This window comes from Ulvibacterium marinum (genome assembly GCF_003626755.1).
Lineage (GTDB): Bacteria > Bacteroidota > Bacteroidia > Flavobacteriales > Flavobacteriaceae > Ulvibacterium > Ulvibacterium marinum.
The window spans coordinates 453433-470059 of record NZ_RBCJ01000005.1; the positions used below are offsets into that span (position 1 = coordinate 453433).

Sequence of the window (16627 nt, forward strand, 5' to 3'; positions counted from 1 at the left end):
AGCGCTACCATCTAAGTATTGCACTACCCCAGGAAAATCCACTACCAAATGCCGCCAAGACCACCAGATCACCCTCCTTTATTTTACCTTGCTCCCATACTTCGGTAAGGGCAATGGGTATAGAAGCGGCCGTAGTATTGCCATATCTCATGATATTATTGAATACTTGGTCATCCCTTAGTCGAAAACTCTTCTGGATAAATTGAGAAATCCTTAAATTGGCCTGATGCGGGATCAACATATCTATGTCGCCGATCTTTAGATTATTTGCTTCAAGCCCTTCCTTGATGACCTCACTAAAACGAACCACGGCATTTTTAAAAACAAATTGCCCGTTCATATGTGGGTAATACGAAACATCTTCCGGATCATCTTCATCAATAATGTCGGTTATCCATCGCTTGCCCATTCCCGGAGCAATTAAGGATAGCTCTTCTGCATGCTGTCCCTCGGCATGTAGGTGCGTGGAAAGAATTCCCTTGGACCTATCCTCTTCCCTACTCAGAACCGCTGCACCGGCACCGTCGCCAAAAATAACCGAAACACCCCTACCCCTAGTGGTCATATCCAAACCTGTAGAATGTACTTCGGAGCCTATGACCAAAATATTCTTGTACATCCCACTTTTAATGTACTGATCGGCCACGGAGACCGCGTATATAAATCCGGAGCACTGGTTTCTTATATCTAGGGCTCCCACTGTTTTTATACCCAAATCCCGTTGTACCAGAACTCCTGGACCTGGAAAATAATAATCAGGACTTAATGTAGCGAAAATGATAAAATCGATATCATCTTTATCGATTCCAGCGCGTTCAATAGCAATTTTTGCGGCCTTTACACCCATGGTAGCGGTAGTGTCCTCTCCCTTGATCACATGTCTGCGTTCCTTGATGCCCGTACGCTCTTGAATCCATTCATCATTGGTGTCCATAACCTGGGACAAATCGTCATTGGTCACTACATTATCCGGGACAAAATATCCCAAGCCCAGAACCTTAGCATTGTACATAAGATTTCTTTTTTTAATTTCCTTGATTATTTATCCATAACTTTCTAAAGCGATCAAACTAAAAAAAGCTAAATAATCGGTGCCAATATAACCAAAAATGTAGGATGAAGGGGTTTTTGAAAGGAAGCTTTAGGATAAATATCTGCTAAAACGATTTACGTCTACAGTAGCCTTAAGATCATGTAATAGATTGTATAGGCCAAAAAAAGTACGGTTCATATACAAAAAGTGTTTTGATCCTCGATTACCGTTCATTTTTCGTATTTGGCCATCCTTGGAGTAACGTTCGCTTAAATCGGCAATTTTGAGCCAAAAATCGTCTGCGCCAAAATCAAAATATTCTTCATTAAAAGGTGAAGTAAAAAGTGTCAACATTTCTTTGAAAAGGGCCTTGAAGAACTTAAGCTCTTCCGGAGAATCGGTCTGGGTCAAAATTTCGAGCTCATATAGTTTTTCCATAAAAATGGTATCGTTCTCGATATTTTCCTTTTTGGCCAATTCAAAATATGGTGTATAAAATTCATCCGGGACCTCCTTGATGCACCCAAAATCAATGGCTATTAATGTTTCTTTATCGCTAACCAAGAAGTTGCCGGGATGGGGATCAGCGTGTACCTTACGTAATCCATGAATTTGAAACATATAAAAATCCCATAGGGTCTGCCCCAATTTGTTCCCTAGTTCTTTTGGAAACCCGGACTTGGAAAACTCGCTGAGATGTTGCCCATGCATCCAATCCATGGTAATGATACGCTCGCTGGACAATTCTTCATAATATTGCGGAAATTCCAAATTGGGAATCACTTCACAGGCCTCGGTAATTTCCTTGCTCTGGCGTATTTCAAGAATATAATTGGTTTCTTCAATCAATTTGTGTTCGACTTCCTTAAAATATTTGTCTGAATCTTTTCCCTGAAGATTAAACATTCTAATTGCAATGGGCCTAACCAAGGCCAAGTCGCTACTTATGCTTTCAGCAACACCTGGATATTGTATCTTAACCGCCAATTCCTTACCATCCTTGGTCGCCTTGTGCACCTGCCCTATACTTGCCGCATTAATGGAATCGCGTTCAAAACTATCAAAAATCTCTTCGGGGTATTTGTTTAGGTACTTTTTAAAAGTTTTGCGGACCAAGGGGGCCGAAAGCGGTGGGACAGAAAATTGCGAAAGTGAAAATTTGTCAACGTAAGCCCTGGGCAGTAAGTTTTTTTCCATGCTCAGCATCTGGGCCACCTTAAGCGCACTGCCTTTTAGGCTCTTTAATCCATCGTAGATGTCCTCCGCATTATCCTCGTTCAACTTGTCCTTGGAAAGTTCCGGGTTTACAAGTTTTTTTCCATAATACTTTACGTAGTTGCCTCCTATCTTTACACCGGTCTTTACCAGTTTACTTGCCCGTTCTATTTTTCCCGTAGGTATTTTGTCCAGTGTTTTCAATAGTATCCAATCTATTTGAATAGGTTATGCAAAAGTTTCTTTATAGAGGAATTTTCCAAAATCCACAATATTTTCCAACGGTGTGTTGTCAAATACATCAAAAATGGTATTAATGGATTTTTCAATGGCCATGTCCGTTTTTTCGAACCCGGCGGATTCATCATTCATCCAAAATCTCAGTACAAACAGGAATTGGAGCCAGGCACCCTCAGAAAATAGCTGGGGATTATGTTTGGTCAGCTTAAGGGATTTTTCGGAGTTACCATCCTCAATAAGATCCTTGGCAAATTCCTTAATGTGCTTTCTAAGCCCCTTTAACTGGGCCAAATTCTTTAACGGACTTTTATCTTCCTTAAGGGTAAAGAGCACGTAACTTCTATTTAAGGTGAGTAGTTCAAAAAAAGAGTAGAAGAATGTGAGCATTTTGTCCCTATTGGAAAACTGCCCATATTCTTTATTTTTTTGAATTAAATTTTCGGTGTTTGTATAAAACTGTTCCCAGATGTTTTTTTGCAATCCTTCCAAAGAACCGAAGTATTGATAGAATTCGGCTTCTTCGATACCATTGGACTTGCAAAACTTGTAAATGGATTTTGGAACTGATTCATGCTCCAATACATATTCCATATACAGTGATATGATTTCATCTTTAGATGTTCTCTTTGTTTTTGCCTTTGTTGCCATGGTTTCTTATTTATAATGTATAAAGGTACTACTACAGGATTTGGATTTGTGTTAATGGAATACAAAATCCCCATCCTAAACAAAAACGTGCCCTCACAACGGAGAGCACGTTTTCAAACAACCTAACCAATAAATAATCAAACGTGATTATAGAATTAAAATTCTCATAGCAATTTTTCTTCCTAATCATGGGTAAAGATACATAATGTTTAATTAATTTTAAAAATAATTAAACAAAAGTGGTGTTAAAGTTTGTGTTAAAATCTCGCGTCCTATAATATGTCAGTTTGTCACTTTGGTAGAGTATGGTATTTTTTTTGACTGCCTGATATCTATTAACGTTAAAAAAACATACAACAATGGCAACAGGCAAGATCAATGTTTCGGTAGATAACATTTTTCCTCTCATAAAAAAGTTTTTGTACAGCGACCACGAGATATTTCTTAGGGAGCTCATATCCAACGCTACAGATGCAACCCTAAAGCTCAAGCACTTAACTTCTATAGGTGAGGCCAAAGTGGAATATGGAAACCCCATTATAGAAATAAAAGTAGATAAGGAGGGAAAAAAGCTGCACATCATTGATCAAGGACTTGGAATGACCGAGGAAGAGGTAAAAAAATATATCAATGAGGTCGCCTTTTCCGGAGCGGAGGAGTTCTTGGACAAATACAAGGACGCAGAAAAGGATGCCGGTATTATAGGACACTTTGGGCTCGGGTTCTATTCTTCCTTTATGGTAGCCGACAAAGTGGAGATCATCACCAAAAGTTATAAAGATGAGCCGGCGGTACACTGGTCCTGCGACGGTTCCCCCGAGTTTAGCTTAAAGAAAGGAAAAAAGGAAGAAAGAGGTACTGAAATTATTCTTCATATTGCGGAAGATTCCACTGAATTTCTTGAAGATAACAGAATAAGTGAACTGTTGCGCAAGTACAACAAGTTTATGCCCATACCCATAAAGTTCGGAACACGCACTGAAACTTTACCAAAGCCAGAGGATGCCAAGGAAGACGATCCCGCACCTACCCAGGAGGTGGATAATTTTGTGAACAACCCCAATCCTGCATGGACCAAGCAGCCCACTGAACTGGAAGACAAGGACTATAAGGAGTTCTACAGGGAATTGTATCCCATGCAATTTGAGGAGCCTTTGTTTCACATCCACTTAAATGTGGATTATCCCTTTAATCTTACGGGAATATTATATTTTCCAAAGCTGACAAACGATTTGAATATTCAGAAAGATCGCATTCAGCTCTACCAAAATCAGGTATTCGTAACGGATAACGTAGAGGGTATCGTCCCTGAATTTCTAACCATGCTTAGAGGTGTCATAGATTCTCCGGATATTCCGTTGAACGTATCCCGGTCTTACCTACAGGCGGATGGCGCAGTTAAGAAAATATCCTCCTACATTACCCGAAAAGTAGCGGACAAATTGAACTCGCTCTTTAAAAACGATCGGGAGGAGTTCGAAAAGAAATGGAACGATATTAAAATCGTTATCGAATACGGTATGTTGTCCGAAGATAAATTCTTTGAGAAAGCCGAAAAATTTGCACTTTATCCAACCGTGGATGGCAACTATTATACCTTTGAGGAACTCCAGGAAAAAGTTAAGGCCAATCAAACGGACAAGGACGAAAAATTGATATTGCTATATGCATCGAACCAAGAAGAACAGCATAGCTATATTGAAGCTGCAAAAGCAAAAGGCTATGAAGTATTGCTATTGGATTCGCCTATCATTTCCCATCTAATGCAAAAGCTGGAGACTTCCAAAGAAAAGCTCTCCTTTGCACGCGTTGATGCCGATCACTTGGATAATCTTATTAAAAAGGAGGATACTCAAATTTCCAAATTGTCCGATGAAGAGAAAGAAAAACTCAAGACAAATTTGGAAGAGGTGATCGAAGATAAAAAATATACCGTTCAACTCGAATCCATGGATAGCGATGCATCACCATTTATCATCACGGAGCCTGAGTTTATGCGGCGTATGAAGGAAATGCAGCAGACCGGCGGCGGTGGTATGTTCGGTATGGGCAATATGCCGGAAATGTATAACCTTATCGTAAACACCAATCATGAGCTGGTGAGTGAAATCTTGAATACCAAAACAGCCAAGAAAAGAGAACGATTGATCAACCAATCCATAGATTTGGCCAGACTCTCCAAGGGGCTTCTTAAGGGTGAGGAACTGACCAATTTCATTAAGCGTAGCTATGAGATGGTGAAATAGAAATTGAAATTATAGAAATAACATAAACCGCCCGGTTTTCTTGATTGTTGAAACGGGCGGTTTTTTATTGCGCAATAAACGCTATCTTTCGTTTAATTATGTCCAACCCGTTTAATCTAAATGTAGATGTCTTCCTTTAATAAATACCTTTGTACCTTTTTAATATTGAGTTTGGCCCTTTTGAATTTTAATTGCAAAACGGAAAAGAAGAAAGGATTGTCCAAAGAAGAAATCTCCGAAGACTTAAAAGAAATGCCAACAATACAAAAAAGTACATACGGTACAACACCAGAAGGTGAGCGAGTGGATCTTTACACCTTAAAAAATAGTAATGGGGTGACCGTGGACATTATTACTTATGGTGGCATTATTACTTCCCTGAAAGTTCCCAACAAACAAGGAGATTTTAAAAACATCGTCCTAGGTTATGATTCATTGGACCTTTATGTGGAAAAAAACCCATTCTTTGGTGCCTTGGTAGGCCGGTATGGAAATCGGATTGCGGACGCTAAATTTACCCTTGAAGGAGTAAAGTATTCCTTGGCCAAAAACAATGGAGACAACCATCTTCATGGAGGAAAAAAAGGGTTCGACAAGGTGGTGTGGAAAGCATCCGAAGAAAAGGAAGAGGATTTCGTCGCTTTAAAATTATCCTATATCAGCAAGGATATGGAAGAAGGCTATCCCGGAAATCTTGATGTTTTGGTCACCTATATATTAACAAATGATGATACCTTGAAAGTACTTTATGAGGCGACTACGGATAAAACCACCATAGTAAACCTTACACAACATTCATATTTTAATCTTTCAGGGGATTTTTCAAAAACCATCTTAGATCATGAAATGATGCTTAATGCGGACCATTACCTGCCTGTGGATAACGAATTGATTCCTTTAGGGGAATTGGCTCCTGTGGGGGGAACTCCCTTCGATTTTACCACTCCAAAGCCTATTGGCGCCGACATTGAAAAAGACCACGAGCAAGTAAAAATAGGCCTGGGATATGACCACTGTTGGGTTTTGAATGGGCAAAATGACGGTTTAAGGTCAATTGCAAGAGTCCATCATCCAGAGAGTGGAAGAGTTATGGAAGTTTTTTCAACCGAACCCGGAGTTCAATTTTATACCAGTAATTTCTTAGATGGTACGCTACCTAAAAAAGGTGGTGGTTTCTATGCCCAAAGAAGTGGTTTTTGTCTAGAAACACAACATTATCCAGATTCTCCCAATAAACCGGACTTTCCCTCCGTTGTGCTAAATACTGGGGACAAGTATACTTCTGAAACATCATTCCAGTTTTCCGTGAAGTAATGCGGCATCCTTAAATCAGTTGCCCAGAGGTACCAAAGAAGCATTCGATTCAGCAACCATATAAAAAGGAATATTCGTTTAACCTATGGTTCCTTTCTTGGAAGGTCAAATTGTATTGAAAAGCAAATAGTTAGGCTTTACAGATTTTTCAAATAGGCAACACTTCCCTCAAGTGTACCGGGGTTGGACTCCATTTCAACATAAACTACTTCAAGTCCACCTTTTTTTGAAGCCTCAAAAAATTCTTTCCAATCCGTAATACCTTGTCCTAGGACAATTTCCTTAGTGGTATCGCTAGGTGAATAGTCCTGAAGATGTGCAGATATAAATCTTCCCGGATATTTTTCAAAATAGGTAGCTGCTTTGTACCCCAGGGTAATAACCGCCGTTTGAAATTGCATTTTCACAAGGTCGGAATCCAACTCCTCTAGCAATATATCGTATTCAGGCCTTCCGTTAAACTCATGTTCAAACTCCACATTATGATTGTGGTACCCGGTAACTAAACCACCGGCCTTTATTTTCCTTCCCATCTCGTTCAGTTCATCACACTTTTGTTTTACCTCATCCAATGTTGGTGCATCCAGGCCGCCGGAACAGACAAAGTGCTTTAACCCCAATTGATTGGCGAAATCTATGCGTTCCTCCAAATTGGTCCGCATCTCCCTAAACGTGAAATGACTGCTGTGACATTGAATACCCGTATCCGAAATAATCTTTTTTAGTTCCGTTCCCGAATATTTCGCAAGCGGCTCAAAAGGCCCTTTATAACCCGAAGGGGAGCACATTTCAACATGTTCATACCCAAATCCCACCATTTCACTCAAGGTCTTGGTAATATCTTTTCCTATGGCCTCCCTAAGTACATAGGATTGAAATCCAATGGGCTGTTTAACTATATTAGTAGTCCCTAAGGCATAGGAAGCATGCGGAATTTGGGACATTACCGCCATGGATGCCATTCCCATTCCACTTTTTGTCAAAAACTGTCTTCTTTTCATTTTGAGGTGTCGGTGTTGTTAGAACAAACAAGGTACTGTTCTAAATCGGATTTACCAATTAACGGATTCCATAAATATAATAGACCATACTTTACAGATAAGCATCTAGAATATTTCAAAAAGGATGAGGGAGATTATTCAATATTAAATTGTTTGTTCCAATGTGTTTTCAATAAATAGACTTGCACGGAGAAAAAAATAGCCAAACTTAAGAATCCATACATCAAAGCATCCGGAAGCTTAAAACCATTCAACATGTTAATCAATCCGTCCACATTGAAAAAATCAAAATTCCATGTAGGCAGATTTACCGACCCTAAATTTTTGGGTTCGATAAAGATATAGCCAAAGAATACGGCCAATAAAACTCCGGAGACCCACCATACATAACTCGGAATTAAGGGATTATATGAAAATATTCTTGCCCTTTGGCTATCCTTTTGGATCTTTGAGATAACCGAAGTTGTAAAATTGGCTGACGGCTCCTCTAAACCGGCCTCTTGGATTATTTCCTTATAAAAAGCTTCCAATGCTTTGTTTTCATCCTTTTCCATGATCCCTTAAATTTTCTCTTGCAATTTATCCTTTAAAATTCCTCCTAGTCGTTTCCGCGCCCGGAACAACTTTACCTTCAATGTATCCGGACTTGCGTCCATTACTTTGGAAATTTCCTTTAAGGAAAGCTCTTCAAAATAATGTAATGTAAGTATAGTGGCATAGTCGGGCGGCAATTTTTTCATGGCTTTTTTGAGGGTATATTTTCGGTCATCCATTTCAAATTGGTCCATGACATCCTCCAGATTTGCCTTATTGTGTTCAGCATATTCCTCTATTAATGTGGTTTCCGGGACTCTTCCTAATCGCTTTATATAATCCAGACTTCGGTTGTAGGCTATTTTATAGACCCAAGTTGAAAACTTGGAATCCCCCTTGAATCCCGGTAATGCCTTATATACCTTTAGAAAGGTATCCTGTGCCACCTCTTCCGCCTCCTCATTATTCCTTACCATACGCACCGCCAAGGTATAGACCATATGCTTATAACGGTCTACCAAAACCGAAAAGGCATTGGTATCCCCTTTGATAACTTTATCAATATAATATTGGTCTTGTTGAAGGCTCATTACATCTCATAGGACATTGAAGTTACGAAGTAGGTTACACTTTTTTGAAAAAAAAATATCATTTTGTGTAACCTTGAAAAAGTAATGGCAGTCCTATGGGATGAACAAGTTTAATTTATCAATCGAATCACCCAAAAGGGGTAAACTAAAAACAAATCATATGGCAGCAGCAATTTTAATACCTATTAGCTTTTTTTTGGTGGTCTTTGCGATTACCTACCTCCACTATTCCACGAGAAATAAGGAACGTTTGGCCCTTATCGAAAAAGGGGCGGACGCCAGCATCTTTGTTAAGGGAAAAAGGGAAAGACCTTCCGCCGTCTGGAAAATTCTCATTTTAAACCTTGCCCTTTTGCTCATGGGTATTGGTTCTGGAATCGTAATCGGAGGTTTTATGGGCAACAATTTGAACGTGGATTGGGGAGTAGCCATGTCCGGATCTATCTTTCTTATGGCCGGAACCGGACTTTTGGTAGGCTTCTTTTTGACCAAAAAAATGGATAAGGAAGATTAGGAAATCATTTATTCTGTTAAAACATGATTAAAACCATCGTATAACCACGGTGGTTTTTTATTTTTAGGGAATGCGTATCATTTCTACCAATATCGGCCAGCCTACCACAATCCTCTGGAATAATAAAAAAGAGCAAACGGGTATTTTCAAATATCCGGTTTCCGAACCTTTGTTTTTGGAAAAAGAATCCGTTGCCCAGGACACTATTTCCAATCGCAAGGTACATGGTGGTGTTCATAAAGCTTGCTACCTTTTTTCCATGGATCAATACCCCTACTGGAAAGGACTATATCCGCATTTAGAATGGAATTGGGGAATGTTTGGCGAAAACCTCACTATAGAGGGACTGGACGAGACACAAATTCGTATAGGGGACATCTTTAGGATAGGTACGGCTCTGGTGCAGGTTTCGCAATCTCGAGAGCCCTGTTATAAATTAGGGGTTCGCTTTGGCAATCAGGATATATTAAGGCAGTTTATAGACCACGGTTATTCAGGTGCCTACGTCCGGATCCTGGAAGAAGGACAGGTAAGGACTGGGGATATCTTGCAATTGGAACAAGCTTCGGAAAACCCGCTTACAGTGAAACAGTTTTTCAACTTTCTCTTCGAACGAAAAAAAAATCCCGATATTTTGCAGCTGGCAATTGCAAATACTGCCCTACCGGAACGTAAAAGGGAACGCTTAAAAAAATATTTATAGTGGGGGCATCCTATCCTTGGCATCTATACCTCATGGCCACTGTGTATGTGGTAGCTGGTCTTATGCATTTTATAAAACCAGGAATGTATAAACAAATATTGCCCGCCTATTTACCGGGGCACAAAATTTTGGTCACGTTGAGCGGATTAGCGGAGATTATCCTTGGGGTTGCATTATGTTTTGCTGCGACCAAAGATTTAGCCATTTATGGCATCATAGGAATGCTGACGTTTTTTTTACCCGTGCATTTTCACATGCTTTTTAACGAAAAGGCTTCTATGGGCCTTCCCCGCTGGATGTTGATCTGGCGTATTCCATTACAGTTTGCGTTAATGTATTGGGCCTATCTCTATCTACCTTTCTAAACAAAAAGACCCTAAAGGTCCAGAAACCTTCAGGGTCAAAAATCAACTCAACTTAAACTACTTAGTTAACAACAATATCTTCGTAATGAACGGATGCGCTATCCCGAACGATTACGGTGTAGTTGCCCGCGAAGGCGTTTTTGAAATTGAACGCCTTTTCTACTAGGGTCTCATTCTCTAGGGTCTCCTTAAAAACCATTCGGTTGTCACTGTCCACCACCTTAATTTCAACTTTTTTGCCTTCAAGGTTCAAAAGATTCAGGTAAACCATATTATCAACTTTTCTGAAAACGGGTTTAGCATTTTCCTTTCTCCTTGCAACACCTACTTTATCATCAACATTTATGGTATAGGTGATTTTCTTCAAGGCATTTTCGGCTTCCAAAAGATAATCCCCTTCTTCCAAGTTCTTTAAATCGAACTTTTTGGTATACACTTTGGTATTGGACACATCTTCTGAATAGATAATATTTCCATTCTCGTCAACTATTTGAATATAGGTATCTTCTTCCTGGGTGTCCCATTCAAAAACGAGGGCCTTATCATCCGTCTTATTGATCACTCTCAGTTTTGGATCTTTGGCTACGGTAGTAGCGGTCACAAACAATAGGGCAATAACTGTTGTAAATTTTAGAATCGTCTTCATAACATTTTGTTTTAGGGTTACTAAATAATTTACAGGACAAACTTACTGCCATATCGCTGTCCACACTACCTCTTGATTTTCCTATTTCTGTGTTATTTTAACCTGCAGATAGGTTAAATAATTGTTAACAGGTAATATTGCATATATTTTGGGTAATTTTGCATAGTCTTCTTCATCAGACCCAACGTAACTTTAATTTTGTTATGAGGAACGAAATGACAACACTTAAACCTGCTTTTGAAGCCATAGAGCCCAACTTTGGCCACTCTTTTACGTATCAGAAATTCGATTCGCTAAAGAACAATAAGAACAATGCATGGCATTACCATCCGGAAATAGAACTGGTTTACGTAAATGGTGGTACAGGGAAACGTCAAATAGGCAGCCATGTATCTTATTATGGGAACGGTGACCTTATTCTTATAGGAAGTAATTTACCGCATTGCGGTTTTACCGATGCCCTTACCGGAAATGAAAGTGAGACCGTAATACAGATGAAGGCCGATTTTCTGGGAAACGACTTTTTCAATATCCCGGAAATGAAGAAAATTCAAAATCTCTTTGAAATGGCCCAAGGTGGCATCGCATTTTCAGGGAAGACCAAAAGGAAAATCGGGGAAAAAATGGAAATCCTGGAGTATCAAGGTGATTTTCAAAGGTTACTTTCCATTTTAAATATTTTAAACGAGCTTGCTCTTTCGCAGGATTTTAAAGTTTTGAATGCAGAAGGTTTTGCTATGAAAACCGAAGTGAAGGACAATGATCGTATCAATAAGGTCTTTAACTTTGTAAAAGCCAACTTTAAAGAGGAGATTTCCTTGGATGAAATGGCGGATTTGGTTAGTATGACAGTCCCCTCGTTCTGTAGATATTTTAAGAAAATTACCAATAAAACCTTTGTACAGTTCGCAAACGAGTATAGATTGGTACATGCTTCGAAACTTTTGGCAGAAAAGCCCATGAGCATTACAGATGTATGTTTTGAAAGCGGATTCAACAATTTTTCGCATTTTAATAAACAATTCAAGGCTTTTACCGGACAGAATCCATCCGAATACAGAAATCAATTGAAAAAAGTCCTAAACTAATGGCAGACCTTTTTCAGAAAGCTATTCAACTGAACTTACCGGACAGTGAAATTGTTTATTATCCCTATTTTCTGGAAAAGACTAAGGCCGATACTTATTTTGAACTCTTAAAAATAATGGTGCCTTGGAGACAGGATACGATCAAAGTATTCGGAAAAGAATATGCCCAACCTAGGTTAACGGCCCTTTATGCATCCAATGACAAGACCTATTCGTATTCCAACATTACCATGAGGCCATTACCCTTTACCGATAAATTGCTGGAAATAAAGCAAAAAATCGAAATACATACGGGGGCAAAGTTTACCACCTGTCTTTTGAATCTCTATAGGGACGGAAGGGATAGTAACGGTTGGCATGCAGATAATGAAAAGGAGTTGGGAGCAAACCCGGTAATCGCTTCACTAACCTTGGGTCAGGATCGTTTTTTTCATTTAAAACATAGAAAAGATAAGACACTAAAGCAGAAAATACTTTTGGAACATGGCAGCCTTCTTTTAATGGGCGGCGAGACACAAAATCATTGGTTGCATCAAATTCCAAAGACCACAAGACCCATTGGGGAACGGATTAACCTTACTTTTAGGTTTATAAAATAAAAAATCGGTCTTCTTCAAACCGATTTTTTAGGACCCTTTACAAAGTTAGGCACTGCCTTTGACCTTCGGGTAATTTGGCCAATCTCCTCGCACCCAATTTCAAATACAATAACTTCAAATCTTGTGCCAAGGTATATTGAATCGACCAATCCCTGTTTTTTTGGTCTAAATGCTCCAAAAAAATTACTTTAGCCCTAAAAGTATAACATTGTCCACACGATGAAAAAAGAGTTTTCGCTACTGGAATTGGATAGAATCATAGAAATGGCCTGGGAGGATAGGACACCATTTGAAGCAATAGAAATCCAATTTGGCATATCGGAACAAGAAGTAATAACCCTAATGCGCAGGGAAATGAAATCCAGTAGTTTTAAGATGTGGCGTAAAAGGGTACAGGGCAGAAATACCAAACACTCCAAACTAAGGTCGGAAAATGTGGCAAGATTCAAATCATCTATGCAAAGACCTATTTCAGGGAACAAAATTTCAAAGCGCTAAGGCATTCGACCATTTCAAAGGTCTAGGGGAATAGACCTAGATTCATCTAAAACAGATCGTTGAGTATTTTGGCCAATCGCAATCCTCCCTTCTGCAATTGTTGCTCTACAGTAGACCACCACGTATACCCATAGCGATAATATAGCTTCTCCCCTACTTCTACTGATTCATATAATTTGTTCGCCAAATCTTGGGATTCCTCCACCCAAATATACAAGTTGCCTTGTTGAATTTCCTTTCGCTGTTTTTTAGTCAACTTTGGCAGGGACGCGGCCAATTCCGTATAGCTCATGCCATAATCATCAATCATATTTGCATCCCAAATTTTATGCAAATTACTTTCCCTATTAAACCATTGGACCTGAATATCATTTCCACCCCTATCTTCCAGACGACCCACATGCATGGGTTGATGAAGATCCCCCACCAGATGTATCAACATTTTAAGATAAAAGACCTTATCCGTCTCTGAACTGTTTTCGTTTTTGACAATTTGAATACATTTTTGAATACCGATGATTATATCGCCATATGGACTGGGTTCCACATCAAGGTATGTTTTGTCCTCAGGATAATTTACGTAGTGCCAAGCACTAAACTTTCTATAATTGGAATCCGCCTTTATTTCATCGGCAAAATTGGACACAGCTGCTAAACTTTGTCCGTTCAATAGTTTTGCTATGGCCTTTTTGGCCTTCCTGGTCAAATGTTGTTGTGCTATTTCGCCAATGGCCCTATGCCCGGTCTTGGACCAAAATGGTGTCCCTGCAAATGAAAGCTGAACGGTCAAAAGAAAAAACAGGACAAGTCTTTTCATAAATCTTACTTTAAGCCAAAAATAAAGAAACCGTTGTAAGGTACTGTTAAAAACTGTGCCGTTTCTTTTTTTTAATTTGATATTGCAGAACAAAATCAATGGTATTGTTTTTTAAAAGAATCAAATCGCCTTATCTAAAATATGGGCTTATAGTGATTTGTTCCTTCGCAATGGCCCTTATCATATTTATCCTCAGTATTTATTTTGGGGCTTGGGGCGGTCTACCCTCAAAAAAAGAACTTTCCGATTTCCAATACCAAAGGGCTTCCGAGGTGTATACGGCGGACAGCGTACTGATTGGTAAATATTACATATATGATAGGCAACCCATTCCCTATGAAAACCTGCCCCAACATCTTCTTGATGCCTTGATTGCTATTGAGGACGAAAGATTTTTCAATCATTCGGGAATTGATTATCCCAGTTTGTTGCGGGTGGCGTTTAAGACGATTCTGATGCAGAACGAGTCCTCAGGGGGTGGAAGTACGTTGACCCAGCAATTGGCCAAAAACCTCTTTCCAAGAAAAGAACGGGAAACCAAGAACATTGCCATAAATAAAATAAAGGAAATGATCATTGCTTCCCGATTGGAAGCTATCTATTCCAAAGAAGAAATCCTTACACACTATCTTAATACGGTTTCCTTTGGCGGCAATACCTTTGGTATTGAAAGCGCTTCCTTAAAGTTTTTTAATAAAAGGGTCGTAAACCTAAGAGTTGAGGAAGCTGCAACGCTAGTGGGAATGCTCAAGGCCACCTACGGGTATAATCCTCGAATATTTCCCGAGAAAGGCTTCAACCGTCGGAATCTAGTCCTGCAATCAATGGCCAAAAATAATTTTCTGACGGGTGTAGAAAGGGACAGTATCACGAAAATTCCCCTAAAACTGGATTATAAGGAGTTTGATCATAATGACGGACTCGCCCCCTATTTTAGGGAGGAAGTGCGTAAGCAATTGCAAGACTGGAGCAGGGTAGAAAAAGAAAAAGGGAATGACTACAATATCTACACCTCCGGCCTTAAAATCTACACTACTTTGGATTATAAAATGCAAATTTTGGCTGAAGAAGCTATGATGAAACATTTAAAATCGCTACAAAAGAAATTTGAAAAAAGCTATGGTTCGAATGCTCCTTGGATAAAGAACAAAAAACTAATCGAGAAGTTGGTTCGCAGAATCCCTACGTATAGGAAACTAAAGGCATCCGGATGGAAGGAAAAGGAAATCATGGATTCCCTGAACCAAAAAAGAAGAATGGAATTGGTGGACTGGGATGGTAAAATAAACGTTGAGGCAAGCACAATAGATAGTGTTTCCCATTATATGAAGTTTTTAAATACGGGGTCTCTGGCCATAGATCCAACGAATGGGGCGGTAAAGACATGGATTGGAGGAATCAATTACAAATATTATAAATACGACCATATTTCCCAAAGTAAGCGGCAGGTTGGTTCTACCTTCAAACCTATTGTATATACGGCTGCACTAGAAAAGGGAATAGCCCCCTGCACTTACTTCTCGGCACAAGAGGTGGAGTATAAAAATCTTGAAGGTTGGTCTCCGAGCAATTCCAGCAAGAAAGACGAGGTCTACCTCAACTATTCCATGGAAGAGGCTTTGAGCAACTCGGTAAATACCGTCGCGGTAAAGATATTGGAAAAGACGGGTATTTTGGAGACCATACGCCAAGCCAATAAAATGGGGATAACCGTAAAGCTACCCAACAAGCCCTCCTTGGCTTTGGGAACAGGAGAAATACAGCTTGATCAACTGGCAGGTGCCTATGCCAGTTACGTAAACAATGGTAAACCCGTTGAGCCTTATCTCATCCAAACCATCACTGATCAAAAAGATTCCGTTTTAACCGTTTTTGAGCCAAAAGTTGATGAAAAGAAAGCCTTCTCGGACGAGAATCGGCAAATTATGATTGAAATGATGAAGTCTACGGTAGACAAAGGAACCGCGTCTCGCATCCGATCTACCTATAACTTGAGAAATGCTTTGGCCGGCAAGACCGGAACTACACAGAATAACAAAGATGCCTGGTTCGTGGCCCTAACCCCAAAATTGGTACATGTTACTTGGGTAGGTCTTGATAACCACGAAATCGGTTTTAAAAACACTGCATTAGGTCAAGGAGCCAATGCCGCCCTCCCCATTTTTGCACTTTGGTACCAAAAATTAAACCAAGATTCTTCTTTTGATGCCATTACAAAGACTGAATTTGAAAGACCCGAAGAAACGGTCGTCCAAAAACTGGATTGCCAGCCTATTAAACGTGATGGTTTTTTTAAACGCTTGTTCAAAAACCCGAAAAAGAAGAAAACAAAGCGGTTTAAGAATAGAAATTCCAACCCTTAATTGACGAAAAACTCAAAAAAGCTATATTAAAAAAGACCATACATGGTTTTAAGTTGTAGTGGCATCGGGAATTTGGAGTTGAAGTATGTACGTCTTTTTGGAGCCCATCCGATAAAATGGACAAATTGAATGGATGCTCATGAAAAGCTTAATGGAAGCCAAGCGTGAGCCCAATAAAAAGACAAAACAGCCTAAAAAGTTTGGCATTTTTTT

17 protein-coding genes are annotated in these 16627 nt (G+C 39.5%); 9 read left to right on the plus strand and 8 right to left on the minus strand.

Annotated features, from left to right (window positions below; genetic code table 11):
* Positions 1-4: 4 nt before the first annotated feature.
* The 3 genes from D7Z94_RS23210 to D7Z94_RS23220 all read right to left on the minus strand — a co-directional run bounded on the left by D7Z94_RS23210 (position 5) and on the right by D7Z94_RS23220 (position 3136).
* A complete protein-coding gene (locus D7Z94_RS23210) occupies positions 5-1012 on the minus strand; it encodes a 3-oxoacyl-ACP synthase III family protein (RefSeq protein ID WP_120714014.1) in 1008 nt (335 codons plus the stop codon).
* 129 nt (positions 1013-1141) lie between these two features.
* On the minus strand, positions 1142-2452 hold the full coding sequence (locus tag D7Z94_RS23215; protein WP_120714015.1) for an ABC1 kinase family protein: 1311 nt from the start codon (positions 2450-2452) through the stop codon (positions 1142-1144).
* 24 nt (positions 2453-2476) lie between these two features.
* Positions 2477-3136 (minus strand): TetR family transcriptional regulator C-terminal domain-containing protein, encoded by a 660-nt coding sequence (locus D7Z94_RS23220; RefSeq protein WP_120714016.1) that lies wholly within the window; start codon positions 3134-3136, stop codon positions 2477-2479.
* 359 nt (positions 3137-3495) lie between these two features.
* Between D7Z94_RS23220 and htpG the strand changes: the two genes are divergently transcribed.
* A complete protein-coding gene (htpG, locus tag D7Z94_RS23225; RefSeq protein WP_120714017.1) occupies positions 3496-5382 on the plus strand; it encodes a molecular chaperone HtpG in 1887 nt (628 codons plus the stop codon).
* A 126-nt stretch (positions 5383-5508) separates the two neighbouring features.
* Positions 5509-6696: an aldose epimerase family protein gene (locus tag D7Z94_RS23230; protein WP_120714018.1), complete on the plus strand. Its 1188-nt coding sequence runs from the start codon at positions 5509-5511 to the stop codon at positions 6694-6696.
* Between the two features lie 137 nt (positions 6697-6833).
* Here D7Z94_RS23230 and D7Z94_RS23235 read toward each other — a convergent pair whose 3' ends face one another.
* The 3 genes from D7Z94_RS23235 to D7Z94_RS23245 form a co-directional block, all read right to left on the minus strand.
* A complete protein-coding gene (locus tag D7Z94_RS23235) occupies positions 6834-7697 on the minus strand; it encodes a sugar phosphate isomerase/epimerase family protein (RefSeq protein WP_120714019.1) in 864 nt (287 codons plus the stop codon).
* Between the two features lie 134 nt (positions 7698-7831).
* Entirely contained in the window at positions 7832-8251 is a 420-nt protein-coding gene (locus D7Z94_RS23240; protein WP_120714020.1) for a hypothetical protein, read from the minus strand.
* Between the two features lie 6 nt (positions 8252-8257).
* Entirely contained in the window at positions 8258-8821 is a 564-nt protein-coding gene (locus tag D7Z94_RS23245; RefSeq protein ID WP_120714021.1) for an RNA polymerase sigma factor, read from the minus strand.
* A gap of 160 nt (positions 8822-8981) precedes the next feature.
* Between D7Z94_RS23245 and D7Z94_RS23250 the strand changes: the two genes are divergently transcribed.
* From D7Z94_RS23250 to D7Z94_RS23260, 3 genes are all read left to right on the plus strand, one after another.
* Positions 8982-9335 (plus strand): DUF6249 domain-containing protein, encoded by a 354-nt coding sequence (locus tag D7Z94_RS23250; RefSeq protein ID WP_120714072.1) that lies wholly within the window; start codon positions 8982-8984, stop codon positions 9333-9335.
* Positions 9336-9405: 70 nt separating this feature from the next.
* Entirely contained in the window at positions 9406-10038 is a 633-nt protein-coding gene (locus D7Z94_RS23255; RefSeq protein WP_120714022.1) for an MOSC domain-containing protein, read from the plus strand.
* Positions 10038-10403: a DoxX family protein gene (locus D7Z94_RS23260; protein ID WP_394347465.1), complete on the plus strand. Its 366-nt coding sequence runs from the start codon at positions 10038-10040 to the stop codon at positions 10401-10403. Before D7Z94_RS23255 ends, D7Z94_RS23260 begins: the two co-directional genes overlap by 1 nt.
* 61 nt (positions 10404-10464) lie before the next feature.
* On the opposite strand, the gene D7Z94_RS23265 is transcribed toward D7Z94_RS23260, so the two are convergent.
* Positions 10465-11049: a DUF3244 domain-containing protein gene (locus D7Z94_RS23265; protein WP_120714023.1), complete on the minus strand. Its 585-nt coding sequence runs from the start codon at positions 11047-11049 to the stop codon at positions 10465-10467.
* 215 nt (positions 11050-11264) lie between these two features.
* Here D7Z94_RS23265 and D7Z94_RS23270 point away from each other — a divergent pair, with 215 nt between their 5' ends.
* From D7Z94_RS23270 to D7Z94_RS23280, 3 genes are all read left to right on the plus strand, one after another.
* The gene (locus tag D7Z94_RS23270; RefSeq protein WP_120714074.1) at positions 11265-12137 is read left to right on the plus strand and encodes an AraC family transcriptional regulator; all 873 of its coding nucleotides are present in this window, start codon (positions 11265-11267) and stop codon (positions 12135-12137) included.
* Entirely contained in the window at positions 12137-12736 is a 600-nt protein-coding gene (locus D7Z94_RS23275) for an alpha-ketoglutarate-dependent dioxygenase AlkB family protein (RefSeq protein ID WP_120714024.1), read from the plus strand. Before D7Z94_RS23270 ends, D7Z94_RS23275 begins: the two co-directional genes overlap by 1 nt.
* A 219-nt stretch (positions 12737-12955) precedes the next feature.
* Positions 12956-13234: a TIGR03643 family protein gene (locus tag D7Z94_RS23280; RefSeq protein ID WP_120714025.1), complete on the plus strand. Its 279-nt coding sequence runs from the start codon at positions 12956-12958 to the stop codon at positions 13232-13234.
* A 46-nt stretch (positions 13235-13280) separates the two neighbouring features.
* On the opposite strand, the gene D7Z94_RS23285 is transcribed toward D7Z94_RS23280, so the two are convergent.
* The gene (locus tag D7Z94_RS23285; RefSeq protein ID WP_120714075.1) at positions 13281-14051 is read right to left on the minus strand and encodes a S1/P1 nuclease; all 771 of its coding nucleotides are present in this window, start codon (positions 14049-14051) and stop codon (positions 13281-13283) included.
* A 98-nt stretch (positions 14052-14149) separates the two neighbouring features.
* Here D7Z94_RS23285 and D7Z94_RS23290 point away from each other — a divergent pair, with 98 nt between their 5' ends.
* Positions 14150-16414 carry a transglycosylase domain-containing protein gene (locus D7Z94_RS23290; protein ID WP_245967287.1) on the plus strand — a complete coding sequence of 755 codons (2265 nt, stop codon included), beginning with the start codon at positions 14150-14152 and terminating at the stop codon, positions 16412-16414.
* The last annotated feature ends 213 nt before the right edge of the window (positions 16415-16627 follow it).